Here is a 26957-nt window from a genome sequence, read left to right on the forward strand (position 1 = left end):
AGCTAAGGTGAAAGACTTATTAAAGTTTCTGAAACAACAAACAAAGACCGAAGAGTTTGATGTGATCAAAATCGGTTTATCCTCACCGGATATGATCCGTTCCTGGTCATTTGGTGAAGTGAAAAAGCCTGAAACCATCAACTACCGGACCTTTAAGCCTGAGCGTGACGGCTTGTTTTGTGCCCGTATCTTTGGGCCGGTAAAAGATTACGAGTGTTTGTGCGGTAAGTACAAGCGTTTAAAGCATCGTGGTGTCATTTGTGAGAAGTGTGGCGTTGAAGTCACTCTGACCAAGGTGCGTCGCGAGCGTATGGGGCATATCGAGCTGGCCAGCCCGGTTGCCCATATCTGGTTTTTGAAATCCCTGCCAAGCCGCATTGGCTTGTTGCTTGATATGACCCTGCGTGATATTGAGCGGGTGTTGTATTTCGAATCTTATGTGGTTACCGAGCCAGGCATGACGTCTTTGGAGCGTCGTCAGATGCTGACCGAAGAAGAGTACCTGGATGTGCTGGAAGAGCACGGCGACGAGTTCGAAGCCAAAATGGGTGCAGAAGCCATTCTGGATCTGTTACGTGATTTAGAACTGGCCACCGAAATCAAAATGATGCGCGAAGAGTTGCCAACCATCAACTCGGAAACCAAGCGCAAGAAAATCAGCAAGCGGTTAAAGCTGATGGAAGCCTTCCATACCTCTGGCAACAAGCCTGAGTGGATGATCATGACAGTACTGCCAGTGCTGCCACCGGATCTGCGTCCTTTGGTACCGCTGGATGGCGGCCGTTTTGCTACCTCGGATTTGAACGATCTGTACCGCCGCGTCATCAACCGGAACAACCGTCTGAAGCGCCTGCTGGACTTGTCTGCGCCGGATATCATTGTCCGCAACGAAAAGCGGATGTTGCAAGAGTCGGTCGATGCGCTGCTGGATAATGGTCGTCGTGGCCGTGCTATTACCGGTACCAACAAGCGCCCACTGAAATCTTTGGCCGATATGATCAAAGGTAAGCAGGGTCGTTTCCGTCAGAACCTGTTGGGTAAGCGGGTCGATTACTCGGGCCGTTCGGTCATTACCGTAGGTCCTACCTTGCGTCTGCACCAGTGCGGTCTGCCGAAGAAGATGGCGCTAGAGCTGTTCAAGCCATTCATTTATGGCAAGCTGGAAGGTCGTGGCCTGGCCACCACCATCAAAGCAGCTAAGAAGATGGTTGAGCGTGAAGAAGGCGCCGTTTGGGACGTACTGGACGAAGTTATTCGTGAGCATCCGGTCCTGTTGAACCGTGCACCAACTTTGCACCGTCTTGGTATCCAGGCTTTTGAGCCGGTACTGATTGAAGGTAAAGCCATTCAGCTGCATCCCTTGGTGTGTGCGGCCTACAACGCCGACTTCGACGGTGACCAAATGGCTGTGCACGTGCCGCTGACGCTGGAAGCTCAGCTGGAAGCGCGCGCCCTGATGATGTCGACCAACAACGTGTTATCGCCTGCCAACGGTGAACCTATCATCGTTCCTTCACAGGACGTTGTATTGGGCTTGTATTACATGACGCGTGAAGCGGTGAACGCCAAAGGCGAGGGCATGTTATTCAAGAGTCCGAAAGAAGCTGAAAAAGCCTATCGTGGCGGTCATGCATCCTTGCATGCCAAAGTCAAAGTGCGGATCACTGAAATCGTTTCTGACGAAGAAGGCAATCGCACTACCACCACCGGTGTGCATGACACCACCGTTGGCCGAGCTATTTTGTATTCCATTTTACCAACCGGCCTTGAGTTTGCTTCAGTGAACCAGGCGATGGGTAAAAAGCAAATTTCGCGTTTGTTAAATGGTGCTTACCGAAAGATTGGTCTGAAGGATACCGTTATCCTGGCTGACCAAATCATGTACACCGGCTTCCACTACGCGATGTTGTCAGGCGTGTCTGTTGGTATCGACGACATGGTGATCCCGGATGCGAAGAAAGATATCATCGAAGCTGCTGAAGCTGAGGTGGCTGAAATCCAGGATCAGTTCCAACAAGGTTTGGTCACTGGTGGTGAGAAATACAACAAGGTTATCGATATTTGGTCAACTGCCAATGAAACCTTGTCCAAAGCTATGATGGACAACCTGTCAAAAGAGAAAGTGATTGACCGCGACGGCAATGAAACCGAGCAGCAATCCTTCAACTCGGTCTACATGATGGCTGACTCCGGCGCCCGGGGTTCACCAGCTCAGATCCGTCAGTTGTCTGCGATGCGGGGCCTGATGGCGAAGCCGGATGGCTCCATCATCGAAACGCCAATTACTGCGAACTTCCGTGAAGGTCTGAACGTACTGCAGTACTTCATCTCTACGCACGGTGCGCGTAAAGGTTTGGCTGATACTGCATTGAAAACAGCAAACTCCGGTTATCTGACCCGTCGTCTGGTTGACGTGGCACAGGATCTGGTAGTAACCGAAGACGATTGTGGTACCACGGAAGGTATCTGGATGAAGCCATTGATCGAAGGTGGCGACGTGGTGGAAGGCCTGCGTGAGCGGGTACTGGGCCGTGTTGTACTGGGCGATGTGGTTATTCCGGGCACTGAAGAGGTCCTGATCGCTGATGGCACCATGCTGGATGAAAAGCTGTGTGATTTGTTGGAGCAGCATTCCATTGACGAAGTCAATGTGCGTTCAGTAATCACCTGTAATACCGACTTTGGTGTCTGTGCCAAATGCTATGGCCGCGATCTGGCTCGTGGTCACCTGATTAATCAGGGCGAGGCGGTTGGTGTTATCGCTGCTCAGTCCATCGGTGAGCCTGGTACTCAGTTGACGATGCGTACCTTCCACATCGGTGGTGCGGCCTCGCGTGCTTCAGCTGAAAGCAGTGTGCAGGTAAAAACCGCTGGTACGCTGAAACTGCATAACGCCAAGTTTGTGCGCAACGTCGATGACAAAATTGTCATTACGTCACGTTCAGCCGAAGTGACTATTTTCGATGAGCTGGGCCGTGAGAAAGAGCGTTACAAGCTGCCATACGGTTCAGTGATGCAAGTGGATGACAACAGCAAAACGGCCGCTGGTCAGATTGTTGCTACCTGGGATCCGCATTCCCATCCGATCATCGTAGAACGCAGCGCCAAAGTAAGTTTCAGTGATGTGGATGATACCAACACTGAGATTCAGCAGGACGAGCTGACCGGTCTGACCCGTACTGTGGTAAAAGATCTGGCCAAAGCCAATGCGAAAGAGCCGAAGCTTATCCTGGCAACAGACGATGGTGGCCTGCAGGAAATTCGCCTGCCAAGCTTCACCACCATTGAAATCCGTGATGGTGCAACGGCTCAGCCGGGTGATGTCTTGGCTCGGATTCCACAGGAAAGCTCGAAAACACGTGATATTACCGGTGGTCTGCCACGGGTGGCCGACTTGTTTGAAGCCCGTAAACCAAAAGACCCTGCCATTCTGGCAGAAATCTCTGGTGTCATCAGCTTCGGTAAGGAAACCAAAGGCAAGCGCCGCTTGATTATCACGCCACAACAGGGTGATGTTCATGAAGAGATGATCCCGAAATGGCGCCAGATCAATGTGTTCGAAGGCGAGCGTATTGAGAAGGGTGAAGTTATCTCGGAAGGCCCGGAGTCACCGCACGATATTCTGCGTCTGCGTGGTATTCACCATGTGGCCAGTTACATTGTGAATGAAGTCCAGGAAGTCTATCGCCTGCAAGGGGTTAAGATTAACGATAAGCACATCGAGAATATCATTCGTCAGATGCTGCGTAAGTGTGTGATTACCAACCCAGGTGACAGCGAATTTCTTGAAGGCGAACAAGCTGAGTTTGCACGCGTGAATATTTCGAATCGCGCATTGGAAGCAGAAGGCAAAATTCCAGCTCAATACGAGCGTGTATTGTTGGGTATTACTAAGGCTTCTCTATCGACCGATTCGTTTATCTCTGCTGCATCGTTCCAGGAGACCACCCGTGTCCTGACCGAAGCGGCCGTAGGCGGCAAGATTGATCAGCTGCGTGGCTTGAAAGAAAACGTTATTGTCGGACGACTGATCCCGGCTGGTACTGGTTTTGCGTATCACCAGAACCGCCTGCGTCAACGTCAAAAAGCTACGGCTGAAACGGCAGAACCAACCATGAGTGCAGAAGTGGCTGAACAGGCCTTGACCGATGCACTGAACATGGATATGTCAGGTAACGACGATTAAGTAAGGTTGTTAATCTGCTGCTTAAAATGGCAGCAGATTGCACTGAAACTTGACAGCTCAAAGCTTGACCATTAGAATTCCGCGACCCCATTTTTGGGGTGCGGATTTTTCACGTTTATTGGGTATCAATTAACCAGGAGTATTTAATGGCAACAATTAACCAGCTCGTGCGCAAGCCACGGCAGGAGAAACTTGCGAAGAGCAACGTTCCTGCTTTGGAAGCTTGTCCACAAAAGCGTGGTGTTTGTACCCGTGTTTATACCACTACACCTAAAAAGCCGAACTCAGCTATGCGTAAAGTATGTCGTGTTCGTCTGACCAATGGCTTCGAAGTAAGCTCATACATTGGTGGTGAAGGTCACAACCTGCAGGAGCACAGTGTGGTCCTGATCCGTGGTGGCCGGGTCAAAGACTTACCAGGTGTGCGTTATCACACCGTACGCGGCACCTTAGACTGTGCTGGCGTAAAAGATCGTAAACAAGGCCGTTCTAAGTACGGCGCCAAACGGCCCAAATCGTAACGGAACTCCGTTAGTAAGGCCAAACTAAACGACTTTATTTATTAAAGTTTTGGAATCACCTGAAGCAATCGGAGTTTCGAATGCCAAGAAGACGCGTTATAGGTCAACGTAAAATCCTTCCAGATCCTAAGTTCGGAAGTGAGTTACTGGCTAAGTTTGTCAATGTCGTGATGGTCGACGGTAAAAAGTCCATCGCCGAATCAATCGTATACGGCGCATTAGAAATTGCAGCTACTAAATCGAAGAAAGAACACATCGATTTGTTTGAAGTAGCACTGGATAACATTCGTCCAACGGTCGAAGTTAAATCACGTCGGGTTGGTGGTTCTACCTACCAGGTACCCTGTGAAGTTCGTCCTGTTCGTCGCAATGCCTTAGCAATGCGCTGGTTAGTTGAAGCGGCCCGTAAACGTGGTGAAAAATCTATGTCCCAGCGTTTGGCTGGTGAAATGCTGGATGCCATTGAGAACAAAGGTTCTGCGGTTAAGAAGCGTGAAGACGTCCACCGTATGGCAGAAGCAAACAAAGCGTTTGCTCACTTCCGCTGGTAAGCTGAACTAATTTAATAGGAGTGTATTGTGGCACGTAAAACCCCAATAGAACGCTACCGCAACATCGGTATCTGTGCTCACGTGGACGCGGGTAAAACTACGACCTCTGAGCGGATCCTGTTTTATACCGGCTTATCCCATAAAATTGGTGAAGTACATGATGGCGCTGCGACCATGGACTGGATGGAGCAGGAGCAGGAGCGTGGTATTACCATTACTTCTGCTGCTACCACAGCCTTCTGGTCTGGTATGCAACAACAGTTCGATGAGCACCGCATTAACTTGATCGATACTCCAGGACACGTTGACTTTACTGTTGAAGTTGAACGTTCACTGCGGGTACTGGATGGTGCTGTCGTTGTACTGTGTGGCTCATCAGGTGTTCAGCCGCAAACTGAGACGGTTTGGCGTCAGGCCAACAAGTACGAAGTTCCGCGGATGATCTTCGTCAACAAGATGGACCGTACCGGTGCCAACTTCCTGCGCGTTGTTGAGCAGGCACGTTCTCGTCTGAACAGCACCATAGTCCCTATCCAGTTGCCTATCGGCGCGGAAGATGACTTTAAAGGTGTAGTTGACCTGATCAAGATGAAAACCATCAACTGGAACGAAGAAGATCAAGGAATGACCTTCACTTACGAGGATATCCCTGCGGATATGCTGGAAGAGTGTCAGGAGTGGCGTCAGAACATGGTCGAAGCAGCCGCTGAAGCCAACGAAGAGCTGATGGAACGCTATCTGGAAGGTGACGAGTTCACTGAAGAAGAGATCCGTGCTGCACTGCGTGAATTAACTCTGCGCAACGAAGTGGTATTGGTACAGTGTGGTTCTGCCTTTAAAAACAAAGGTGTTCAGGCCATGCTGGACAACGTGATCTACTTCCTGCCATCGCCAACCGAAGTAAAAGCCATCCGTGGTATTTTACCAGATGAAAGCGAAGGTATCCGTAAGTCTGACGACAACGAGCCTTTTGCTGCGCTGGCATTTAAAATTGCCACTGACCCATTCGTTGGTACTTTGACTTTCTTCCGGGTTTACTCCGGTGTGGTTGAATCTGGCTCTGGTGTTTACAACTCGGTCAAGATGAAGAAAGAGCGTATCGGTCGTATTGTGCAGATGCACGCTAACAGCCGTGAAGAGATCAAAGAAGTACTGGCTGGCGACATCGCTGCTGCTATTGGTCTGAAAGATACCACCACAGGTGATACCCTGTGTGATATCGACAACCCGATCATTCTTGAGCGGATGGAGTTCCCTGAGCCGGTTATCTCGGTTGCGGTAGAGCCAAAAACCAAGGCGGATCAGGAAAAGATGGGCGTTGCGCTGGGCAAACTGGCTGCTGAAGATCCATCCTTCCGTGTGCATACCGATGAAGAAACAGGCCAGACCATCATCTCTGGTATGGGTGAATTGCACCTGGACATCATCGTCGACCGGATGCGTCGTGAATTCAAAGTAGAAGCCAACGTGGGTAAACCACAGGTTTCTTACCGCGAGACCATTCGTGGCAAAACCGAAGTCGAAGGCAAGTTTGTTCGTCAGTCCGGTGGCCGTGGTCAGTTTGGTCACTGTTGGTTGCGCATCGAGCCGATGGAAGAAGGTGGTGGCTACCAGTTCGTCAACGAAGTCGTGGGTGGTGTTATTCCAAAAGAATACATCCCTGCGGTGGATAAAGGCGTTCAGGAGCAGATGAAGAACGGTATCCTGGCTGGTTATCCGGTAATCGATGTCAAAGTAACCGTGTATGACGGTTCTTACCACGATGTTGACTCCAATGAAATGGCGTTTAAAATTGCTGCTTCTATGGGCTTCAAAAAAGGTGCTTTGCAGGCGTCGCCTGTTATCCTTGAGCCTATCATGAAAGTAGAAGTGGTTACGCCTGAAGAGTTCATGGGTGATCTGGTTGGCGATTTAAACCGCCGCCGCGGTATGATCAACGGCATGGAAGATGCACCTGGCGGTATGAAAATTATCGACGCCAACGTGCCACTGTCTGAAATGTTTGGTTATGCTACTCATATGCGCTCTTTATCACAGGGTCGTGCTTCGTACTCAATGGAACCATTGAACTACGCAGAAGCACCAAACAACGTGAAAGAAGCAATTATTGCTGCACGCAAAGCAGGTTAACGATTAAATCAGGCCCGGTACGCCGGGCCCTACATTTGACTAAGAAGGGTCTATAAATGGCTAAGGCTAAATTTGAACGCGTAAAACCGCACGTAAACGTAGGCACTATCGGCCACGTTGACCACGGTAAAACAACTCTGACTGCAGCTATCACGAACGTGTTGGCAAAGACTTACGGCGGTCAGGCATTTGCTTTTGATCAAATCGACAAAGCACCTGAAGAAAAAGCCCGTGGTATTACCATCAATACCTCACACGTAGAATACGACACGCCAACCCGCCACTACGCGCACGTAGATTGCCCGGGTCACGCTGACTACGTGAAAAACATGATCACTGGTGCTGCGCAGATGGACGGCGCGATTCTGGTAGTTGCCGCGACTGACGGTCCTATGCCACAGACGCGTGAGCACATCCTGCTGTCTCGTCAGGTAGGTGTACCTTTCATCATCGTGTTCATGAACAAGTGTGACATGGTTGATGATGAAGAGCTGTTAGAGCTGGTCGAGATGGAAGTGCGTGAGTTGCTGTCTGACTACGACTTCCCAGGCGACGATCTGCCAGTGATTCAGGGTTCAGCTCTGAAAGCGCTGGAAGGCGATGCAGAGTGGGAAAAGAAAATCCTGGAGCTGGGCGAAGCGTTAGACACGTACATCCCAGAGCCGGTACGTGCGATTGATAAGCCATTCATCATGCCAATCGAAGACGTATTCTCAATTGCTGGTCGCGGAACTGTAGTAACAGGTCGTGTTGAGCAGGGCATCATCAAAGTTGGTGAGGAAGTAGAGATTGTAGGTATCCGTGATACCACCAAGACGACTTGTACCGGCGTTGAAATGTTCCGTAAGCTGCTGGACGAAGGCCGTGCAGGTGAGAACGTAGGTGCGCTGTTGCGTGGTACCAAGCGTGAAGACGTAGAGCGTGGTCAGGTTCTGGCGAAGCCAGGTTCTATCAAGCCACACACCAAGTTCGAAGGTGAAGTGTACGTATTGTCAAAAGACGAAGGTGGCCGTCACACGCCATTCTTCAAAGGCTACCGTCCACAGTTCTATTTCCGTACTACTGACGTAACTGGTGCGGTAGAGCTGCCAGAAGGCGTAGAGATGGTAATGCCAGGCGACAACCTGAAGTTCGTGGTAGAGCTGATTGCTCCAATCGCAATGGACGAAGGTCTGCGTTTTGCAATCCGTGAAGGCGGCCGTACTGTAGGTGCGGGCGTGGTATCAAAAATCATCGCTTAATTGCCGGTGATGTAAGAAGAAGGCTCCGTAAGGGGCCTTTTTTTTGTGCTGAATTTGCTATTCGGTAAATTCAAACACTTGTTTGAAAGCTCGGCTTGTGCGAAGCTAACTAACAGATCCGTCCAGTTAGGAGTGCTTCATGAGCAGCCAATACCAAGCCCCACTCAATGATATGCAATTTCAGTTGTTCGATGTCTGGCAGGTCCAGCAACATTGGCAACAGGTACCAGCACTGGCAGAACAATTGGAGCCAGAGACAGCACAAGCCATTTTGCAGGAAGCTGCCAAGATTTGTGAACAGCAAATTGCGCCTCAATGCCAACTGGCTGATCAAACCGGAGTATCACTAGACCAGGGCGAAGTTAGTACTCCAGAGCATTACAAAGCCTGTTATCAGGCCTGGTGCGAAGGTGGTTGGGCTGGCTTTAGTGGCGATCCCGAATACGGTGGCATGGGCATGCCCAAAGTATTGTCCATGATGTTGGATGAAATGATGTGCAGTGCTGACATTGCCTTTTCACTTTATCCAGGCCTTACAGCAGGAGCCTGCGTCACCTTGCAGCAATACGCCAGCGACGAGGTGAAAGCCTTGTACTTGCCAAAGCTTTACAGTGGCGAATGGTCAGCGACCATGTGTTTAACAGAAAGCCACGCAGGATCGGACCTTGGCCTAATGCGTACTAAAGCAGAGCCGCAAACGGATGGCAGTTACCGCATTAGCGGCAGTAAAATATTTATCACCGCCGGCGAGCATGATTTAACAGATAACATCATTCATCTGGTACTGGCCAAGCTGCCGGATGCACCAGCTGGTAGCCGTGGTATTTCGCTCTTTATTGTGCCTAAGTTTTTACCGGATGCTGGCGGTAAGCCAGGGCAGCGCAATGCACTGCATTGTGGCTCTGTCGAACATAAAATGGGTATTCATGCTTCCGCAACTTGCGTGATGAACTTCGATGGTGCGGTCGGCTACTTGCTGGGTGAGCCGCATAAAGGCCTGGCAGCGATGTTTACCATGATGAATTACGAACGGCTGGCCATGGGCAGTCAGGGGCTGGGTGCCGCCGAACGGGCTGGGCAAAATGCCTTGGCCTATGCCAATGACCGTCTGCAAGGGCGTATTACCGAACGTGATGCGAATAAAGCTGAGCCTATTATCCGGCACCCTGATGTGCAGCGTATGCTCTATACCATTCAGTCGCTGAATGAAGCAGGTCGCAGTTTTTCGACCTGGGTAGCGCTGCAACTGGATAAGGCGAAATACAGTGGTGATGTAAAGGGGCAGCAATTTGCCAATTTACTGACACCTATCGCCAAAGCTTTTATGACCGATCTCGGTCTTGAGTGCACAGTGCAGGCACAGCAAGTGTTTGGTGGCCATGGTTACATCAAAGAGTGGGGTATGGAGCAACTGGTACGGGATGTACGGATCGCACAGATATACGAAGGCACCAATGGCATTCAGGCTGCTGATTTTATGCTGCGTAAAGTCGCGGCTGACAATGGCGCTGTATTATTTAGCTTGTTTACCGATATCGGAAATTGGCTGGATCCGTCGATTCAGTGGCATCCTCAGTTAGCGACCTATGTAGAAAGAACCCGGACACTAACAGCATCGCTGTTAAACCGGTCACAACAGGATAAAGCTGTACTTGCTGAGTTTGCTTATGACTTTATGACGCTGACAGGCTATCTGCTATACGGTTATGTATGGCTCAAGCAAATTGATGCACTGCAACATGCTGACTTGCCGAATGAAGTGAAACAACAAAAGCAGCAGCTAGCAGCTTTCTATTTTAAGAAGATTTTACCGCGTGCTGAAACACTGTTGCATATTATGCAGGATTAGATGCGCCTCCAATTCACAATAAAAGTGCAGAGATGCGCTTTTATTGTATGATAGGGAACATACACGGAGGGGAGGGGCTTTATGCGTTATTTAGCGGTATTGTTGTTGGTATTTGTCAGTACTCCCATGTTGGCGATGGATGCGTTGGACAAGCGTTTAAAAGAAGAAGACTGGGATAACTACTCACCTTTTACTTTATTGCCACACAGGAATAACTTCTTGCAGCCTTTGAGTTATGCCAAAGGGCTGAGAGGAACCATTAACCGCGACGGTGATAGTGCACCTATGGAGCGGTTTGAGACTAAGTTTCAACTTAGCCTGAAAACACCGTTATGGAGTCGTGTCTATCAGGACAAAGGCTATCTGTTTTTTGCATTCACTCAACAAGCTTACTGGCAATCATACAACAAAGCAGTGTCATCACCTTTTCGTGAAACTAACTACGAGCCTGAGCTTATTCTGGCTTTTCCACACTTTTATGGCGTTGATCAAGCGGCCAGCCGGGTTGTCAGTGTGAGTTTGTCACATCAGTCCAACGGTCGGGCTGGCGAGTTATCAAGAAGCTGGAATAGGTTAAAGCTCAATTGGGTGGGCTCCATTGGTGATGTCTTTGTCAGTGTCACACCCTGGTATCGCTTCCCGGAAAAAGCCAAGCGGTTTGAAGGGGACCCGAAAGGCGATGATAATCCAGACATCAGTCATTACATGGGCTACTTTGAAATTGCTGCAGCCTACAAAAATAATACTGAGACGTACCGGATGATGCTGCGAAATAACTTGAAGAGTGATAATAAAGGTGCGCTCGAGCTATCTTATTCCAGGCCAATGAATAAGTACTTGCGCTGGTATGCCTCATTTTTTACCGGTTACGGCGATAGCATGATTGACTACAATCGACCAGTCACCCGCTTCGGTTTAGGTTTTGAACTGAATGATGTGATATAGCACCAACCAGATACAGAAATCGCTTGAGTTTTCACCGCAATTCTATATAATGCGCGTCCAACCGTTTTATCAGGTTGGTGCGGTAAGAGGCAACTCTTACCCCGACAATGCTCCCGATTGGGGAGCAACTGTACTTCGCTGCAAAGGCTCACTCCATAATTGGAGTTGTGCTTTTGTTATTTTTTGCTCTTTTTGCTCTTTGAGGCTTTGATTTATGAGTAATCAAAGGATACGTATCCGCCTGAAAGCGTTCGATCACCGTTTGATCGATCAGTCAACTTTAGAAATCGTTGACACAGCCAAGCGTACTGGTGCTCAGGTTCGTGGTCCAATTCCACTTCCAACCCGTCAGGAACGTTTTACTGTCTTGATTTCTCCTCACGTCAATAAAGATGCACGTGATCAGTACGAAATTCGTACCCACAAGCGTCTGATCGATATCGTTGAGCCAACGGATAAAACCGTGGATGCTCTGATGCGATTGGATCTGCCTGCTGGTGTTGACGTTCAAATCAGCCTGGGCTGACAAGACAGGTTTTAAGAGAGGTTTAGGAAATGGCTATCGGTTTAGTCGGTCGTAAAGTAGGAATGACCCGCATCTTCACTGAAGATGGCGTCTCTATTCCTGTTACCGTAATCGAAGCGACACCAAATCGCGTGACTGCTGTGAAGTCTCAAGAGACTGACGGTTACAGCGCGTTGCAAGTGACTGCTGGTACTGTGAAGGCAAGCCGCCTGAGCAAGCCAGAAGCTGGTCACTTCGCTAAAGTTGGTGTTGACGCTGGTCGTGGTCTGTGGGAATTCCGCCTAACAGACAATGCAAGCAACGACATCCAGGTGGGTAGCGAGATTACTGTTGAAATTTTCGCAGAAACCAAGAAAGTTGATGTGGTTGGCACATCAAAAGGTAAAGGTTTCGCTGGTGGCGTGAAACGCTGGAACTTCCGCACTCAGGATGCTACGCACGGTAACTCTTTGTCACACCGTGCACCAGGTTCGATTGGTCAAAACCAATCACCAGGTAAAGTATTCAAAGGTAAGAAGATGGCCGGTCATATGGGCGCTGAGCGCGTGACTGTTCAATCTCTGGAAGTGGTCCGTGTTGATGCTGAGCGTAACATCCTGCTGGTAAAAGGTGCTGTACCTGGTGCCATCGGCGGCGATGTGATCGTGAAGCCTGCGGTCAAAAGCTAACGTCTGGGGAGATAAGTGATGGAATTAGCATTACGGGACGCAAAAGGCGTTCTTGAAGTTTCCGAAGCGACCTTTGGACGTGAGTTTAACGAAGCGCTGGTTCACCAGGTCGTTGTTGCGTACGCAGCAGGCGCCCGTCAGGGAAGCCGCGCTCAGAAAACGCGTTCAGAAGTTCGTGGTGGCGGCAAGAAGCCATGGCGTCAAAAAGGTACTGGCCGCGCACGTGCCGGTACAATCCGCAGCCCTATCTGGCGCAGCGGTGGTGTGACTTTTGCGGCCAAGCCACAAGATCACAGCCAGAAAGTAAATCGTAAAATGTACCGTGGTGCCATCAGAAGCATTCTGTCTGAACTGGTACGTCAGGAACGTTTGATTGTGGTTGAAAACTTCACCGTTGAAACGCCTAAGACCAAAGAACTGGTTGGCAAGCTGAAAGCGATGGAGCTGAAAGATGTGCTGATCGTCACCAACGACGTTGATGAGAACTTGTTCTTATCTGCACGCAACCTGTACAAGGTTGATGTGCGTGACGTTCACGGTATTGATCCAGCAAGTCTGATTGCCTTTGATAAAGTGCTGATGACAGCTGCTGCGGTGAAACAACTTGAGGAGCTGTTAGCATGATGCGCGAAGAACGTTTGCTGAAAGTAATTCTTGCTCCGCATGTATCTGAAAAGAGCACCATTGCGGCAGAAAACTTCAACACCGTCGTTTTCAAAGTAGCAACTACTGCCACCAAAGCCGATATCAAAGCAGCTGTACAAAAGTTGTTTGATGTCGAAGTCACTGCAGTAAACACGGTCAACGTGAAGGGTAAAACCAAGCGTACCGGTTTGCGCGTGGGCAAGCGTAGCGACTGGAAAAAGGCCTACGTCACCCTGAAAGAAGGCAGCGAAATCGATTTCGTTGGCGGCGCTGAGTAAGAAGAGGAGTTAGGAAATGGCACTTGTAAAGTGTAAACCTACATCACCAGGTCGTCGCCACGTCATCAAAGTGGTTAACCCGGACCTGTACAAAGGTAAGCCTTATGCTCCTTTGTTAGAGAAGAAAAGCAAGACTGGTGGTCGTAACAACAATGGTCGCATCACTACGCGTCACATTGGTGGTGGCCATAAGCAACATTACCGTCTGGTTGATTTCAAGCGCACCAAAGATGGCATTCCTGCCAAAGTTGAGCGTTTGGAATACGATCCGAACCGTACTGCCAACATCGCTCTGGTGTTGTATGCAGATGGTGAGCGTCGTTACATCCTGGCGCCAAAAGGCATGAAAGCTGGTGATAGCGTGCAATCAGGTGTTGATGCACCTATTAAAGCAGGTAATACCCTGCCGATGCGCAATATCCCGGTTGGTCAAGTGGTGCATAATGTGGAACTTAAGCCAGGTAAGGGCGGCCAAATGGCTCGTTCAGCCGGTGCTTTCATCCAGATCATCGCCCGTGACGGTGCTTATGTGTTGCTGCGTTTACGCAGTGGTGAAACACGTAAAGTACTGGCTGACTGCCGTGCCACCATCGGTGAGATTGGTAATGCAGAGCACATGCTGCGTCAATACGGTAAAGCGGGTGCAACGCGTTGGCGCGGTGTTCGTCCTACTGTTCGTGGTGTGGTAATGAACCCTGTTGATCACCCACACGGTGGTGGTGAAGGCCGTACTTCTGGTGGCCGTCACCCAGTTACACCATGGGGCGTACCAACCAAAGGGTACAAGACTCGTTCAAACAAGCGTACTGATAAACTTATCGTACGTCGTCGTGATAAATAATTTGTGAGGAATTGCCATGCCACGTTCTCTCAAGAAAGGTCCATTTATCGACCTTCACTTGCTGAAGAAGGTAGAGAAAGCGTTGGAAAGCGGTGACAAGAAGCCTATTAAGACTTGGAGCCGTCGTTCAATGATCATACCTGATATGATCGGATTGACCATCGCTGTCCATAATGGTCGTCAACATGTACCTGTGTTTGTCTCTGAAGAGATGGTAGGTCACAAGCTGGGTGAGTTTGCCCCAACTCGTACTTATCGTGGTCATGCGGCAGACAAAAAGGCCAAGAAACGCTAAGGGGTGAATCATGCAAGCATTAGCTAAACACAAATTTGCCCGTTCTTCTGCGCAGAAAACTCGTCTGGTTGCTGACCAGATCCGCGGACTGCCAGTCGATAAGGCGTTGGATATCCTGACGTACAGCCCGAAAAAAGCTGCACATCTGGTGAAAAATGTCCTTTTATCAGCCGTCGCCAACGCAGAGCACAACGAAGGTGCTGACATTGATACGTTGAAAGTGCAAACCATCTTTGTTGATGAAGCACCTTCGATGAAGCGTATCAAGCCACGCGCTAAAGGCCGTGCTGACCGTATCGTCAAGCGTACCAGTCACATTACTGTGATCGTAGCTGATAACTAGGAGTGAGAAATGGGACAGAAAGTACATCCTAACGGGATTCGCCTAGGTATCACTAAGCCTTGGAGCTCGACCTGGTTCGCGAATTCGAAAGACTTTCCGGACTTCCTGAATGGTGATTTCAAAGTGCGTCAGTACCTGACCAAAGAACTGAAATCAGCTTCTGTAAGCCGGATTGATATCGAGCGTCCAGCCAAGAGCATCCGTGTGACTATTCATACGGCTCGTCCAGGCATCGTGATCGGTAAAAAAGGTGAAGACGTTGAGAAACTGCGTAAGCGCGTAGCAGCCATTGCTGGCGTACCTGCGCAGATCAATATCTCTGAGATTCGTAAACCTGAGCTGGATGCCAAACTGGTTGCTGACAACATCAGCAGTCAGCTGGAGCGTCGTGTTATGTTCCGTCGCGCTATGAAGCGTGCGGTACAAAACGCCATGCGCACTGGCGCTAAAGGTATCAAGGTTGAAGTAAGCGGTCGTTTAGGCGGTGCAGAAATTGCCCGTACCGAGTGGTACCGTGAAGGTCGTGTACCACTGCATACATTGCGTGCGGACATCGACTATTCAACCTCTGAAGCATTAACCACTTACGGTATCATTGGTGTGAAAGTGTGGATCTTTAAAGGAGAAATCCTGGGTCAACTGCCTTTGGCAAACAGCAACACCAACAACACGAATCAGCCTAAAGCGCCGAAGAAAGCTGCCGGCCGTAAAGGTAAGTAGGGGTATTGAGCGATGTTGCAACCAAAACGAACTAAATTTCGTAAAGTGCATAAAGGCCGTAACCGTGGCCTGTCGCAAGTAGGCGACAAGGTCAGCTTTGGTACCTATGCATTGAAATCTGTTGAGCGCGGTCAAATGACTTCGCGTCAAATCGAAGCTGCCCGTCGTGCGATGACTCGTGCGGTGAAGCGTGTTGGTAAAATCTGGATCCGTGTGTTCCCAGACAAGCCAATCACCACCAAGCCGCTGGAAGTGCGGATGGGTAGCGGTAAGGGCTCTGTGGATTACTGGGTATGCCAAATTAAACCTGGCAAAGTCCTGTATGAAATGGATGGCGTATCGGAAGAGCTTGCTCGCCATGCGTTCTCTCTGGCCGCAGCTAAGCTTCCATTTAAGACCACCTTTGTTACGCGGACGGTAATGTAATGAAAGCGAGCGAACTGAAAGCAAAAAGCGTTGAAGAGTTGAACGCTGAACTCCTGAGCTTACTGCGTGAGCAATTTAATTTGCGCATGCAGGCCAGCACAGGTCAACTGGCTCAGACTCATCTGCTGAAGAACGTACGTCGCGATATCGCGCGTGTAAAGACAATCTTGACTGAGAAGGCAGGTGCGTAATGAGTGAACAAAACACCCGTACACTGCAAGGTAAAGTGGTTAGCGACAAAATGGACAAGTCCATCGTTGTAGCCATCGAGCGTCAGGTGAAGCACCCGATTTACGGGAAATTCATCAAGCGCACGACCAAATTGCACGTTCATGATGAAACCAACCAGTGCAAAGCTGGCGACATTGTCACTATTCGTGAGTGTCGTCCACTGTCCAAGACCAAGTCCTGGACCCTGGTGAACGTCGTAGAATCTGCATCCTAAGCAGGGTGAAGATAGAAGCGGTCCGCTAAGGGCCGCTTTTTTTATTGGATAACTACCACTTTTTACAAAGTGCTGTTATAATCACGCGCCCCTCGTCTATGGGGGGGATTTCTATTTGTAGCAGCTTGGCCCGATAAGGGCTAATTAAGTGGATAACGGAGCACTAAGATGATCCAGATGCAATCTATGCTGGATGTCGCTGATAACAGCGGCGCTCGCAGCGTAATGTGTATTAAGGTCTTAGGTGGTTCTCACCGCCGCTATGCTGCAATTGGTGATGTCATCAAAGTTACTGTGAAAGAAGCAATTCCTCGCGGTAAGGTAAAAAAAGGTGACGTACTGAATGCAGTGGTGGTGCGGACGCGGAAAGGCGTACGTCGTCAGGACGGGTCATTAATCCGTTTTGATCGCAATGCAGCGGTGTTATTGAACACCAAGCTGGAACCGATCGGTACACGTATCTTCGGACCTGTGACACGTGAACTTCGTGGCGATAAGTTTATGAAGATCGTGTCTCTGGCACCAGAAGTACTGTAAGGAGTCACCATGGCAACTAAAATCCGTCGTGATGACGAGGTAATTGTTCTTGCTGGCAAGGACAAAGGCAAAACCGGTAAAGTCACCAAAGTACTTTTGGATGAAAACCGTGTTTATGTTTCAGGCGTGAACCTGGTGAAAAAACACCAGAAGCCAGTTCCTGCGTTAAACCAGGCTGGCGGCATCGTCGAGAAAGAAGCCTCGATTCACGTATCAAACGTAGCGATTGTCAATCCGAAAACCGGAAAGGCAGATCGTGTTGGTTTCCGTTTTGAAGAAGGCAAGAAAGTTCGCTTCTTCAAATCGAATAATGAAGTAATCTAATTGCTATTGGAGTAATACGATGGCGAAACTGCATGAAATTTACAAAGACACCGTAGTTCCTGGACTGATGAAACAGTTCGGCTACACCAGCGTCATGCAAGTCCCTCGGATTGAAAAAATCACACTCAATATGGGTGTGGGTGAAGCAGTTGCTGATAAAAAAATTCTGGAAAATGCTGTGGCAGATTTAACTGCTATCGCTGGCCAGAAGCCGCTTATCACTAAAGCGCGCAAATCAGTTGCCGGTTTCAAAATCCGTGAAGGCTACCCTATTGGCGCAAAAGTCACTCTGCGTGGCGAGCGTATGTGGGATTTCCTGGAGCGTTTGGTATCCATTGCGATCCCACGTATCCGTGACTTCCGCGGAATTAACCCTAAGTCTTTTGACGGCCGTGGGAATTTTAGCATGGGCGTGCGTGAGCAAATCATCTTCCCAGAAATCGACTACGACAAAGTCGATGCAGTGCGTGGTTTGGATATTACCATCACCACTTCTGCTGCTTCTGATGATGAAGGCCGTGCATTGCTTTCTGCATTTAACTTCCCATTCAAGAAATAAGGTGTAGGGTTATGGCAAAAAATTCAATGAAAGCGCGTGAAGAAAAGCGTGCAAAACTGGCAGCCAAATACGCTGAAAAGCGTCATGCACTGAAAGATCTGATAGCAAATCCAACTACGTCTGATGAAGACCGTTGGGCTGCTGTATTACAGCTGCAATCGTTACCGCGTGATTCTAGCCCGTCCCGTCAACGTAACCGTTGTCGCGTGACTGGTCGTCCGCATGGGTACCTGCGTAAGTTCGGCATGAGCCGGATCAAAGTCCGTGAAACGGCAATGCGCGGTGAAATTCCTGGCCTTCGCAAGGCTAGCTGGTAAGAATCACGGGAGTAACGAGCTATGAGTTTACAAGATCCAGTAGCGGATATGTTTACTCGCATCCGCAATGGCCAGTCGGCTAATAAAGTTGCGGTAAAAATGCCTTCTTCTAAGTTGAAGATTGCAATTGCGAATGTATTAAAGAGTGAAGGTTACATCGAAGATTTCGCTGTAGCACAAGATAGCAAGCCTGAGCTGGAAGTTACCTTAAAGTATTTCCAGGGTAAGCCTGTTATCGAAACGATTGATCGTGTTAGCCGTCCTGGTCTGCGTATTTACAAGAAACGCGACGAATTACCGAAGGTAATGGGTGGTTTGGGTGTTGCTATTGTTTCAACATCCAAAGGGCTGATGACTGACCGTGCCGCGCGCAAGGTTGGGATCGGTGGCGAAATCATCGGCTACGTAGCGTAACGGAGGGGTAATCTATGTCTCGTGTAGCAAAAGCCCCTATTGCTATTCCTGCTGGTGTTCAGATTAATCTGGACGGCCAGAAAGTAGCAGTCAAGGGTAAAAATGGCGAGTTGACGGTCAACGTCAACCCAGCAGTAGAAATTGTTATCGATGGTGATGTGGTTCGTACCACGCCTCGTGAAGGTTTCGCTAACGCTATCGCACAAGCAGGTACAGCCCGCGCTTTGATCAACAACCTGGTGGCTGGTGTCACAGAAGGCTTCACGCGTAAGCTTGAGCTGGTAGGTGTTGGTTACCGTGCCAAAGTCGAAGGCAAAGTGCTGAACATGAACCTGGGTTTCTCACACCCGATCAACTTCGCTATTCCAGAAGGGATCACCATTGAGACGCCAAGCCAAACTGAAGTCGTTGTGAAAGGCAGTGACAAGCAGGTGGTAGGTCAGGTTGCTGCGAACATCCGCGCGTATCGTAAGCCAGAGCCATACAAAGGCAAAGGTGTTCGTTACGCTGATGAAAACGTGCGTCGCAAAGAAGCCAAGAAAAAGTAGGGTAGGAAGATGGATAAGAAACTTGCTCGTCTGCGTCGTGCCAAGCGTGTACGCAGAACTATTATCGAACAAGGGGCGAATCGCCTGGTTGTGCACCGTACGCCACGTCACATCTATGCCCAGCTGATCGCACCTAATGCTGAAGTGATTGCGGCTGCGTCCTCTGTTGAGAGCGACATCCGTGAATCGTTAAAGTACACAGGTAACGTCGATGCAGCAACTGCTGTAGGCAAAGCTGTTGCCGAGCGTGCAGTTGCCAAAGGCGTAACTGCTTGTGCTTTTGACCGTAGCGGCTTCCGGTATCATGGTCGCGTGAAAGCTTTAGCAGACGCGGCGCGTGAAGCCGGTCTTCAGTTCTAGGAGTAGCACATGGCTAACGAAGAAGTGAAACAACAATCTGATTTGCAAGAAAAGCTGGTTGCTGTAAACCGCGTTTCCAAAGTGGTGAAAGGTGGTCGTATTTTCAGCTTCACAGCTCTGACTGTAGTCGGTGACGGCAATGGCCGTGTAGGTTATGGTTACGGTAAAGCACGCGAAGTACCAGCTGCCATTCAAAAGGCAATGGAAAAAGCGCGTCGTAATATGACTCAGGTAGAATTGAATGGTCATACTTTGCATCACCCAACGCGTGGTGTGCATTCTGGCTCCAATGTCTACATGCAGCCGGCCTCTGAAGGTACCGGTTTGATCGCGGGTGGTGCCATGCGTGCAGTGCTGGAAGTGGCAGGTGTTCAAAACATTCTGTCCAAGTGCTACGGCTCTACCAACCCAATCAACGTAGTTCGCGCTACAATCGACGCTCTGGCTTCTGTGAAGTCACCAGCACAGATTGCTGCAAAGCGTGGTCTGCGCGTGGACGATATTCTGGGGTAATCTGCCATGGCTAAGAAGACAGTGAAAGTAACTCAGACCAAGTCTGGTATCGGTCGTTTACCAAAGCACAAAGCTACGCTGCGTGGTTTGGGTCTGCGTCGTATCGGTCACACGGTTGAATTAGAAGACACACCTGCAGTTCGCGGCATGATCAATGCTGTGTTCTACATGGTTCAAGTGGAGGAGTAAGCGATGTTTTTAAATACACTCTCTCCTGCAGCTGGCGCCAAAAAAGAGAAGAAGCGTCTGGGCCGTGGTATCGGTTCAGGCCTGGGTAAAACCGGTGGCCGTGGTCACAAAGGTTTAAAATCCCGCTCTGGCGGTTCAGTTCGTCCAGGCTTCGAAGGCGGTCAAATGCCTTTGAAACAGCGTTTGCCTAAGTTTGGCTTTACCTCGCGTAAGTCACTGGTAACTGCTGAAGTTCGTCTGCATGAGCTGACAAAAGTTGAAGGTGATGTGGTTGATCTGAGCACCCTGATGGATGCGAACATCATCCCGCGCACTACCAAATTTGCCAAAGTGGTTCTGTCTGGCGAAGTGACACGCCCTGTGACTGTAAAAGGTCTGCGTGTGTCCAAAGGCGCCCGCTCAGCCATTGAAGCTGCTGGTGGAAAAGTCGAAGAATAACAAAAGGATAGTACGTAATGGCTAAACCAGGTTCGGACTTGAAAAGTAAAGGCAGTTTTGGCGAGCTGAAAGCACGCTTGCTGTTTGTACTTTTAGCCCTGGTCGTTTTCCGGCTGGGAACCTTTGTGCCAATTCCTGGAATTGACGCCGCCGTGCTAGCTCAGTTATTCGAGCAACAACGAGGCACCATTGTTGAGATGTTTAACATGTTCAGCGGTGGTGCACTTGAGCGTGCCTCTGTATTTGCGCTCGGTATTATGCCTTATATTTCAGCATCCATTATCGTGCAGTTATTGACGGTAGTGCATCCGCGTTTAGCGGAGCTGAAAAAAGAGGGTGAAGCCGGTAAGCGCAAAATTCAGCAGTACACACGCTATGGTACCCTTGGATTGGCAACCCTGCAGTCAATTGGTATTGCAACCGGTTTGCCGAATATGATGCCTGGCTTGGTGATTAATCCTGGCTTTGCATTTTATTTTACTGCGGTTGTGAGTCTGGTTACCGGCACCATGTTTTTGATGTGGTTGGGTGAGCAGATTACCGAGCGTGGTATTGGTAATGGTATTTCGTTGCTGATCTTTGCAGGTATCGTTGCTGGACTGCCATCTGCTGTAGGTGGCACTATCGAGCAAGCTCGACAGGGCGATTTGCACTTTTTATTACTGGTCGCGATCGTTGTGATTGTGGTGGCCATTACGACTTTTGTGGTGTTCTTTGAGCGCGGACAACGTCGTATCGTGGTAAACTATGCCAAGCGCCAACAAGGCCGTCAGGTCTTCGCAGCGCAAAGCAGTCATTTGCCATTAAAGGTCAACATGGCTGGGGTTATCCCGCCGATTTTCGCATCGAGTATCATTTTGTTCCCGGGTACCATTGCCACTTGGTTTGGTTCCGGTGAAGGCATGGTTGCTAATTTCCTGCAGGAACTGGCATTAACCTTGTCTCCGGGGCAGCCTCTGTACATGATGTTGTACGCTGCTGCGATTATTTTCTTCTGTTTCTTCTATACTGCGTTGGTGTTCAACCCGCGTGATACAGCAGATAACCTGAAGAAGTCCGGTGCCTTTATTCCAGGCATTCGTCCGGGTGAACAAACGTCCAGATACATCGATAAAGTAATGACTCGTCTGACATTGGCAGGCGCTCTGTACATTACCTTTATCTGTTTAGTACCCGAGTTCATGATGGTTGCATGGAATGTGCAATTCTACTTCGGCGGTACATCCTTGTTGATTATCGTTGTAGTGATTATGGACTTTATGGCACAGGTACAGACTCATTTGATGTCTCATCAATACGATTCTGTGCTTAAGAAAGCGAATCTTAAAGGCGTAGGCCGATAAGAGTTTATTGCGGAGTGAAGTCATGAAAGTACGTGCTTCCGTTAAGAAGATCTGCCGTAACTGCAAAATCATCAAGCGCAACAACGTTGTGCGTGTGATTTGCAGCGAGCCTAAGCACAAGCAGCGCCAGGGCTAACAGCAGAAGCAATTGAGTGGGCTAAGTAATTGGCCCACGAATTGTTTGCAAAATAGACGCCATTTGAGTATCCTTACGGGCTTTTCAAATCGGCACCCATAAATTTTAAGTGAAGGAGAAGGTTAGTGGCCCGTATAGCTGGCATTAACATCCCCGATAATAAACATGCGGTCATCTCGTTGACCTATGTTTATGGTATCGGTAAAACTCGCGCTCAGGCCATTTTGGCAGCAGCGGGTATCGAAGAAAGTACCAAAATCAGCGCGTTAAGCGATGCTCAGTTGGATACCCTTCGTGAAGAAGTTGCAAAATACACCGTTGAAGGTGACTTGCGCCGTGAAGTAACCCTGAACATCAAGCGTTTGATGGATCTGGGTTGTTACCGTGGCTTGCGCCACCGTCGTAGTTTGCCTGTTCGTGGTCAGCGTACTAAAACTAATGCGCGTACCCGTAAAGGTCCACGTAAGCCGATTAAGAAATAAGGCAGGTAACTTATGGCTAAAGCACAAGTTCGTACTCGTAAACGGGTAAAAAAGCAAGTTGCAGACGGTATGGCTCATATCCATGCTTCTTTCAACAACACCATTGTTACCATCACTGACCGCCAGGGCAATGCTCTGTGCTGGGCAACTGCTGGTGGCTCAGGTTTCCGTGGTTCTCGTAAGTCCACGCCTTTCGCTGCTCAGGTAGCAGCTGAGCGTGCTGGCGTTGCTGCGCAAGACTATGGTGTGAAAAACCTCGAAGTGTTCGTGAATGGTCCAGGACCAGGTCGTGAATCTGCTATCCGTGCATTGAACGGCGCAGGTTTCCGTATTACGAATATCACCGACGTGACGCCAATCCCTCATAACGGTTGCCGTCCACCTAAAAAACGTCGCGTGTAATCACAGCGCTTCACGGATTATTGGAGAAAGAAGATGGCTAGATATTTGGGCCCTAAGCTCAAGCTAAGTCGCCGTGAAGGAACGGACCTGTTCCTGAAAAGTGGCGTGCGGGCAATTGACTCAAAATGTAACTTAACAACTGCTCCTGGTCAGCATGGCGCCCGTCGTGGTCGTTTGTCTGATTACGGTATTCAGTTGCGTGAGAAGCAAAAAGTACGTCGTATGTATGGCGTACTGGAAAAGCAGTTCCGTAATTACTACAAAGATGCTGCTCGTATCAAAGGTAACACCGGTGAAAATCTGCTTCAGTTGCTGGAGTCACGGTTGGATAACGTTGTGTACCGTATGGGCCTGGCCAGTACTCGTGCAGAAGCACGTCAGCTGGTTAGCCATAAAGCAATCATGGTGAATGGTCGTGTTGTAAACATCCCTTCCTTCACTGTATTGCCAGAACAAGTTGTTTCTGTTCGTGAGAAGGCCAAGAAACAAGCTCGTATTGCTGCGGCAATGGAGTTGGCTGGTCAGCGCGAGAAGCCAACTTGGGTTGAAGTAGACACGACTAAGCTGGAAGGTGTGTTTAAGCGTCTTCCTGAGCGTTCAGATTTGTCTGCTGACATCAACGAACAGTTAATCGTCGAGCTTTACTCTAAGTAAAGCTAACCATTAAGAGAGGATACAATGCAGGGTTCTGTCACCGAATTCCTTAAGCCGAGATTAGTTGGGATTGACAAAGTCACTCCAACTCGTGCCAAAGTTACTTTGGAACCACTTGAGCGCGGTTTCGGACATACCTTGGGTAACGCACTTCGCCGTATTCTGCTGTCTTCTATGCCAGGTTTTGCTGTCACAGAAGTTGAGATCGAAGGCGTACTCCATGAGTACAGTTCGAAAGAAGGGGTGCAAGAGGATATCATTGATATTCTGTTGAACCTGAAAGGTCTGGCCTTCCGTTTGGAAGACAAAGATGAAGTCACACTGACTTTGACCAAAAAAGGTGCTGGCCCTGTGACTGCTGCTGATATCCAGCACGGTGACGGTGTTGTCATTGTAAATCCTGATCACGTCATCTGCCACCTGACCGGCGATACTGAATTCAGTATGCGTCTGAAAGTTGAGCAAGGCCGTGGTTATGTGCCGGCATCAGCCCGTCTGTCCTCTGATGACGACGAGCGTCCTATCGGTCGTTTGCTGCTTGACGCCTCTTTTAGCCCTGTAGAGCGTATTGCTTACAGTGTGGAAGCGGCTCGGGTAGAGCAACGCACCGATTTGGACAAGTTGGTTATCGATATGGAAACCAATGGTACGCTCGAGCCTGAAGAGGCAATCCGTCGTGCTGCGACAATTCTTGCTGAACAGCTGGAGTTCTTCGTAGAACTGCGTGATAAGAGTGAGCCAGAGAAGCGTGAAGAGAAGCCGGAATTTGATCCGATTCTGTTGCGTCCTGTCGATGATCTCGAATTAACGGTTCGTTCTGCTAACTGTCTGAAAGCAGAGCAAATTCAGTACATCGGTGATCTGGTGCAACGTACCGAGGTTGAGCTGTTGAAAACGCCTAACCTGGGTAAGAAGTCGCTTACCGAAATCAAAGACGTACTGGCTTCACGTGGTCTGTCTCTGGGCATGCGCCTTGAGAATTGGCCACCAGCCAGTCTGGTAAACAAAGACTAACCGGATCCGGTTCCTGGTTTAGTAAGAAGGAATAGGTCATGCGCCATCGTAAGAGTGGTCGTCAATTAAATCGGAACAGCAGCCATCGTCAGGCAATGTTCCGCAACATGGCAAGCTCGTTGGTGAAGCATCAAATCATCAAAACGACTTTGCCTAAAGCAAAAGAGTTACGTCGTGTTATTGAGCCTTTGATCACACTGGCTAAAAACGACAGCGTGGCAAATCGCCGTTTGGCATTTGCCCGTACTCAGGATAAAGAAGCAGTTGGTATCTTGTTCACAGAACTTGGTCCACGCTACAACGCCCGTCCGGGTGGTTACACTCGTATCATCAAGTGTGGCTTCCGTGCCGGTGATAATGCGCCAATGTGTTACATTGAGCTGGTAGACCGTCCAGAAGTGGATATGGAAACCGTCACTGAAGAGGCAGTAGCTGAGTAAGCTGCGCACCGAATAGAAAACCGGGACTTGTTCCCGGTTTTTTTTCGCTTGCGATTTGTGTCGTTATTCCTTATAACAGTAACTCATGGAATAAATTATTCGGCTTGGTGTTATGTTCGTTCGCGTTTCTTTTTTCTTTTGCTTACTGGCAAGCTTCGCTGTGACGACACAAGCGCTGGAATTGCCGGTGCAGATTGAATGCCGCTCAGAGCATGCTGCGATCTGCCAGCAGGCTGACCCAAACCTTCTAACCAAAATCCCGGATCAGTTTCCGATCCTCAAGAAAGTCTTGGCGGACCCTGAACGTTATAAGGTGCAAATCCAGCTTAGTCAGATTGTCCGTGATGAACAGTTGTACCCGCATTTAATCAGCTACCGGCTTTTTGTCGATGATAAACGGTATTTTTACCCGGCCAGCACCGTGAAGTTGCCAGTGGCCTTGCTAACTCTCGAGTGGCTGCAGCAACAACAGCAGGTCACTTTGGATAGTACCTTTCATACCTATGCCAGCCGTGACTCGCAGCAAATGGTTACTGAGGACGCGATGGCTAAAGGGGGGCGTCCTACGCTTGCGCATTACATCTGGCAAGTGATGATGGTAAGTGATAATCCAGGTTTTAACCGTATGTATGAATTGTTGGGTCAGGACCATATCAATCAACTACTACATGATAAGGGCTTATCGAGTGCGACTATTAATCACCGCCTAAGTTTGCCAATGTCTGCAGAAGAAAATCGCCATTATAATCCGCTGGCTTTTTTTAACGCAGAACAGGAAGTGATATTGCAGTTGCCTGCTCGCTCCAGTTCAACCGCCTATTTAAATACCTTGCAACCGAAACTTGGCTCGGCTTATTACCAGCAAGGCGCCTTGATCAATCAGCCAATGGATTTTAGTGATAAAAACCGCTTTTCCATTCAGGATCTGTCTGGCGTGCTCGAGCGGCTAGTTTTCCCTGAATTATTTCCACCTCAGCAGCAGTTTCAACTGGCCCCTGAGATGCGTGATTGGCTGCTTGCTGCTATGTTGCTTTATCCTTCAGAAAGCATGCAACCGAATTACAGCGCTCATGGCATTGCTGATAATCGTTACAAATACCTGAAATTTGGTGGTGAGCCAACAGAGCTACCAAGGCATCAACGCTGGCTCAATAAAATTGGCAGCGCCTATGGCTTTTTAACCGATGTTGGCTATTTCATTGATTTGGAGCGACAGTTGGAGTTTTTTGTCACCGCGACCATTTATGTCAATGCCAATGAAACTCTGAATGATGATACCTACGAATATCAACAGCTTGGCCTGCCGTTTCATCGAGAGCTTGGCGAATACCTGCATCAACAGCTATCCAGCAAGCCTAATCAACATAAGCCGGATCTAAGGCGTTGGCAGGCATTAATCGACCAATTCGTTCAATAAGTCCGCAAGGCGAGCAAAATCTGAGCGCTTAGACGGGATCTTCGAAAAAAGATCTTGATCGCCTTGTTCGGATCCTTATAATGCGCACCACTGATGACGACAAGGTTACAACCAAGCGTCATCCGCTTCAAAGTGAAGCGCTGCTCTTTAACAATAAGCAATCAATTATCTGTGTGGGTACTTGTGTTGATACGTGCAAACGAATAATCAGTATGAGTGACCAATGTTAATTTATTAGTCAGTACTACTGAGTCAAAACT

The 26957-nt window shown here is 49.1% G+C and carries 36 protein-coding genes; all 36 read left to right on the forward strand.

Annotated elements, in window-relative coordinates:
* Positions 1-7: 7 nt before the first annotated feature.
* Positions 8-4186, forward strand: coding sequence for a DNA-directed RNA polymerase subunit beta' (gene rpoC / locus ABC502_RS12805; protein WP_345916138.1), 4179 nt, complete (start codon positions 8-10; stop codon positions 4184-4186).
* Positions 4187-4332: 146 nt separating this feature from the next.
* Complete coding sequence (gene rpsL, locus ABC502_RS12810; protein WP_091345529.1) at positions 4333-4707, forward strand: 30S ribosomal protein S12; 375 nt, start codon at positions 4333-4335, stop codon at positions 4705-4707.
* 80 nt (positions 4708-4787) lie between these two features.
* On the forward strand, positions 4788-5258 hold the full coding sequence (rpsG, locus tag ABC502_RS12815; RefSeq protein WP_091345527.1) for a 30S ribosomal protein S7: 471 nt from the start codon (positions 4788-4790) through the stop codon (positions 5256-5258).
* A gap of 27 nt (positions 5259-5285) precedes the next feature.
* On the forward strand, positions 5286-7388 hold the full coding sequence (gene fusA / locus ABC502_RS12820) for an elongation factor G (protein WP_330089370.1): 2103 nt from the start codon (positions 5286-5288) through the stop codon (positions 7386-7388).
* Positions 7389-7444: 56 nt separating this feature from the next.
* The gene (tuf, locus tag ABC502_RS12825; RefSeq protein ID WP_345916137.1) at positions 7445-8629 is read left to right on the forward strand and encodes an elongation factor Tu; all 1185 of its coding nucleotides are present in this window, start codon (positions 7445-7447) and stop codon (positions 8627-8629) included.
* A 139-nt stretch (positions 8630-8768) separates the two neighbouring features.
* On the forward strand, positions 8769-10478 hold the full coding sequence (locus ABC502_RS12830; protein WP_345916139.1) for an acyl-CoA dehydrogenase family protein: 1710 nt from the start codon (positions 8769-8771) through the stop codon (positions 10476-10478).
* 81 nt (positions 10479-10559) lie between these two features.
* On the forward strand, positions 10560-11423 hold the full coding sequence (locus ABC502_RS12835) for a phospholipase A (protein WP_345916140.1): 864 nt from the start codon (positions 10560-10562) through the stop codon (positions 11421-11423).
* 214 nt (positions 11424-11637) lie between these two features.
* Complete coding sequence (gene rpsJ / locus ABC502_RS12840; RefSeq protein ID WP_091344848.1) at positions 11638-11949, forward strand: 30S ribosomal protein S10; 312 nt, start codon at positions 11638-11640, stop codon at positions 11947-11949.
* A gap of 29 nt (positions 11950-11978) precedes the next feature.
* Complete coding sequence (gene rplC, locus ABC502_RS12845; RefSeq protein WP_330089360.1) at positions 11979-12617, forward strand: 50S ribosomal protein L3; 639 nt, start codon at positions 11979-11981, stop codon at positions 12615-12617.
* 18 nt (positions 12618-12635) lie between these two features.
* A complete protein-coding gene (gene rplD / locus ABC502_RS12850) occupies positions 12636-13241 on the forward strand; it encodes a 50S ribosomal protein L4 (RefSeq protein WP_305946473.1) in 606 nt (201 codons plus the stop codon).
* Positions 13238-13540 (forward strand): 50S ribosomal protein L23, encoded by a 303-nt coding sequence (gene rplW / locus ABC502_RS12855; RefSeq protein ID WP_091344853.1) that lies wholly within the window; start codon positions 13238-13240, stop codon positions 13538-13540. Before rplD ends, rplW begins: the two co-directional genes overlap by 4 nt.
* Positions 13541-13556: 16 nt before the next feature.
* Positions 13557-14381, forward strand: a complete 825-nt coding sequence (gene rplB, locus ABC502_RS12860; RefSeq protein WP_330089359.1) for a 50S ribosomal protein L2 — start codon at positions 13557-13559, stop codon at positions 14379-14381.
* A 16-nt stretch (positions 14382-14397) separates the two neighbouring features.
* Positions 14398-14676: a 30S ribosomal protein S19 gene (gene rpsS / locus ABC502_RS12865; protein WP_019677720.1), complete on the forward strand. Its 279-nt coding sequence runs from the start codon at positions 14398-14400 to the stop codon at positions 14674-14676.
* Positions 14677-14686: 10 nt separating this feature from the next.
* Positions 14687-15019, forward strand: coding sequence for a 50S ribosomal protein L22 (gene rplV / locus ABC502_RS12870; RefSeq protein ID WP_330089358.1), 333 nt, complete (start codon positions 14687-14689; stop codon positions 15017-15019).
* Between the two features lie 9 nt (positions 15020-15028).
* The gene (gene rpsC, locus ABC502_RS12875; RefSeq protein ID WP_091344856.1) at positions 15029-15739 is read left to right on the forward strand and encodes a 30S ribosomal protein S3; all 711 of its coding nucleotides are present in this window, start codon (positions 15029-15031) and stop codon (positions 15737-15739) included.
* Between the two features lie 12 nt (positions 15740-15751).
* Positions 15752-16165 (forward strand): 50S ribosomal protein L16, encoded by a 414-nt coding sequence (gene rplP / locus ABC502_RS12880; RefSeq protein ID WP_091344857.1) that lies wholly within the window; start codon positions 15752-15754, stop codon positions 16163-16165.
* Positions 16165-16356, forward strand: coding sequence for a 50S ribosomal protein L29 (rpmC, locus tag ABC502_RS12885; protein WP_091344858.1), 192 nt, complete (start codon positions 16165-16167; stop codon positions 16354-16356). The genes rplP and rpmC overlap by 1 nt, the downstream gene beginning before the upstream one ends.
* A complete protein-coding gene (gene rpsQ / locus ABC502_RS12890) occupies positions 16356-16610 on the forward strand; it encodes a 30S ribosomal protein S17 (RefSeq protein ID WP_330089357.1) in 255 nt (84 codons plus the stop codon). The genes rpmC and rpsQ overlap by 1 nt, the downstream gene beginning before the upstream one ends.
* A 168-nt stretch (positions 16611-16778) precedes the next feature.
* Positions 16779-17147 (forward strand): 50S ribosomal protein L14, encoded by a 369-nt coding sequence (gene rplN, locus ABC502_RS12895; RefSeq protein WP_091344860.1) that lies wholly within the window; start codon positions 16779-16781, stop codon positions 17145-17147.
* Positions 17148-17156: 9 nt separating this feature from the next.
* The gene (gene rplX, locus ABC502_RS12900) at positions 17157-17471 is read left to right on the forward strand and encodes a 50S ribosomal protein L24 (RefSeq protein WP_330089356.1); all 315 of its coding nucleotides are present in this window, start codon (positions 17157-17159) and stop codon (positions 17469-17471) included.
* Positions 17472-17490: 19 nt separating this feature from the next.
* Complete coding sequence (gene rplE, locus ABC502_RS12905; RefSeq protein WP_305946480.1) at positions 17491-18030, forward strand: 50S ribosomal protein L5; 540 nt, start codon at positions 17491-17493, stop codon at positions 18028-18030.
* An 11-nt stretch (positions 18031-18041) separates the two neighbouring features.
* Positions 18042-18347: a 30S ribosomal protein S14 gene (gene rpsN, locus ABC502_RS12910; RefSeq protein ID WP_330089355.1), complete on the forward strand. Its 306-nt coding sequence runs from the start codon at positions 18042-18044 to the stop codon at positions 18345-18347.
* 21 nt (positions 18348-18368) lie between these two features.
* Entirely contained in the window at positions 18369-18761 is a 393-nt protein-coding gene (gene rpsH, locus ABC502_RS12915) for a 30S ribosomal protein S8 (protein ID WP_330089354.1), read from the forward strand.
* A gap of 14 nt (positions 18762-18775) precedes the next feature.
* Complete coding sequence (gene rplF, locus ABC502_RS12920) at positions 18776-19309, forward strand: 50S ribosomal protein L6 (protein WP_330089353.1); 534 nt, start codon at positions 18776-18778, stop codon at positions 19307-19309.
* Positions 19310-19318: 9 nt separating this feature from the next.
* The gene (gene rplR / locus ABC502_RS12925) at positions 19319-19669 is read left to right on the forward strand and encodes a 50S ribosomal protein L18 (protein WP_330089352.1); all 351 of its coding nucleotides are present in this window, start codon (positions 19319-19321) and stop codon (positions 19667-19669) included.
* Positions 19670-19678: 9 nt separating this feature from the next.
* Positions 19679-20182 (forward strand): 30S ribosomal protein S5, encoded by a 504-nt coding sequence (gene rpsE / locus ABC502_RS12930; RefSeq protein WP_330089351.1) that lies wholly within the window; start codon positions 19679-19681, stop codon positions 20180-20182.
* A 6-nt stretch (positions 20183-20188) separates the two neighbouring features.
* Positions 20189-20371 (forward strand): 50S ribosomal protein L30, encoded by a 183-nt coding sequence (gene rpmD / locus ABC502_RS12935; protein ID WP_330089350.1) that lies wholly within the window; start codon positions 20189-20191, stop codon positions 20369-20371.
* Between the two features lie 3 nt (positions 20372-20374).
* A complete protein-coding gene (gene rplO / locus ABC502_RS12940) occupies positions 20375-20809 on the forward strand; it encodes a 50S ribosomal protein L15 (RefSeq protein ID WP_330089349.1) in 435 nt (144 codons plus the stop codon).
* A gap of 17 nt (positions 20810-20826) precedes the next feature.
* The gene (gene secY, locus ABC502_RS12945) at positions 20827-22152 is read left to right on the forward strand and encodes a preprotein translocase subunit SecY (protein ID WP_330089348.1); all 1326 of its coding nucleotides are present in this window, start codon (positions 20827-20829) and stop codon (positions 22150-22152) included.
* Between the two features lie 22 nt (positions 22153-22174).
* Positions 22175-22288 carry a 50S ribosomal protein L36 gene (gene rpmJ / locus ABC502_RS12950; RefSeq protein WP_091344871.1) on the forward strand — a complete coding sequence of 38 codons (114 nt, stop codon included), beginning with the start codon at positions 22175-22177 and terminating at the stop codon, positions 22286-22288.
* Positions 22289-22413: 125 nt separating this feature from the next.
* Complete coding sequence (gene rpsM, locus ABC502_RS12955) at positions 22414-22770, forward strand: 30S ribosomal protein S13 (RefSeq protein ID WP_091344872.1); 357 nt, start codon at positions 22414-22416, stop codon at positions 22768-22770.
* A 12-nt stretch (positions 22771-22782) separates the two neighbouring features.
* Positions 22783-23172, forward strand: coding sequence for a 30S ribosomal protein S11 (rpsK, locus tag ABC502_RS12960; RefSeq protein ID WP_330089347.1), 390 nt, complete (start codon positions 22783-22785; stop codon positions 23170-23172).
* Positions 23173-23205: 33 nt separating this feature from the next.
* Positions 23206-23826: a 30S ribosomal protein S4 gene (gene rpsD / locus ABC502_RS12965; RefSeq protein ID WP_305946486.1), complete on the forward strand. Its 621-nt coding sequence runs from the start codon at positions 23206-23208 to the stop codon at positions 23824-23826.
* A 24-nt stretch (positions 23827-23850) separates the two neighbouring features.
* Positions 23851-24840 (forward strand): DNA-directed RNA polymerase subunit alpha, encoded by a 990-nt coding sequence (gene rpoA / locus ABC502_RS12970; protein ID WP_091344875.1) that lies wholly within the window; start codon positions 23851-23853, stop codon positions 24838-24840.
* Between the two features lie 38 nt (positions 24841-24878).
* A complete protein-coding gene (gene rplQ / locus ABC502_RS12975; RefSeq protein ID WP_091344876.1) occupies positions 24879-25280 on the forward strand; it encodes a 50S ribosomal protein L17 in 402 nt (133 codons plus the stop codon).
* 160 nt (positions 25281-25440) lie between these two features.
* The gene (locus ABC502_RS12980) at positions 25441-26697 is read left to right on the forward strand and encodes a serine hydrolase (protein WP_345916142.1); all 1257 of its coding nucleotides are present in this window, start codon (positions 25441-25443) and stop codon (positions 26695-26697) included.
* Positions 26698-26957: the final 260 nt, after the last annotated feature.

The sequence above is a fragment of the Alkalimonas sp. NCh-2 genome (assembly GCF_039631345.1).
Classification (GTDB): Bacteria; Pseudomonadota; Gammaproteobacteria; order Enterobacterales; family Alteromonadaceae; genus Alkalimonas; species Alkalimonas mucilaginosa.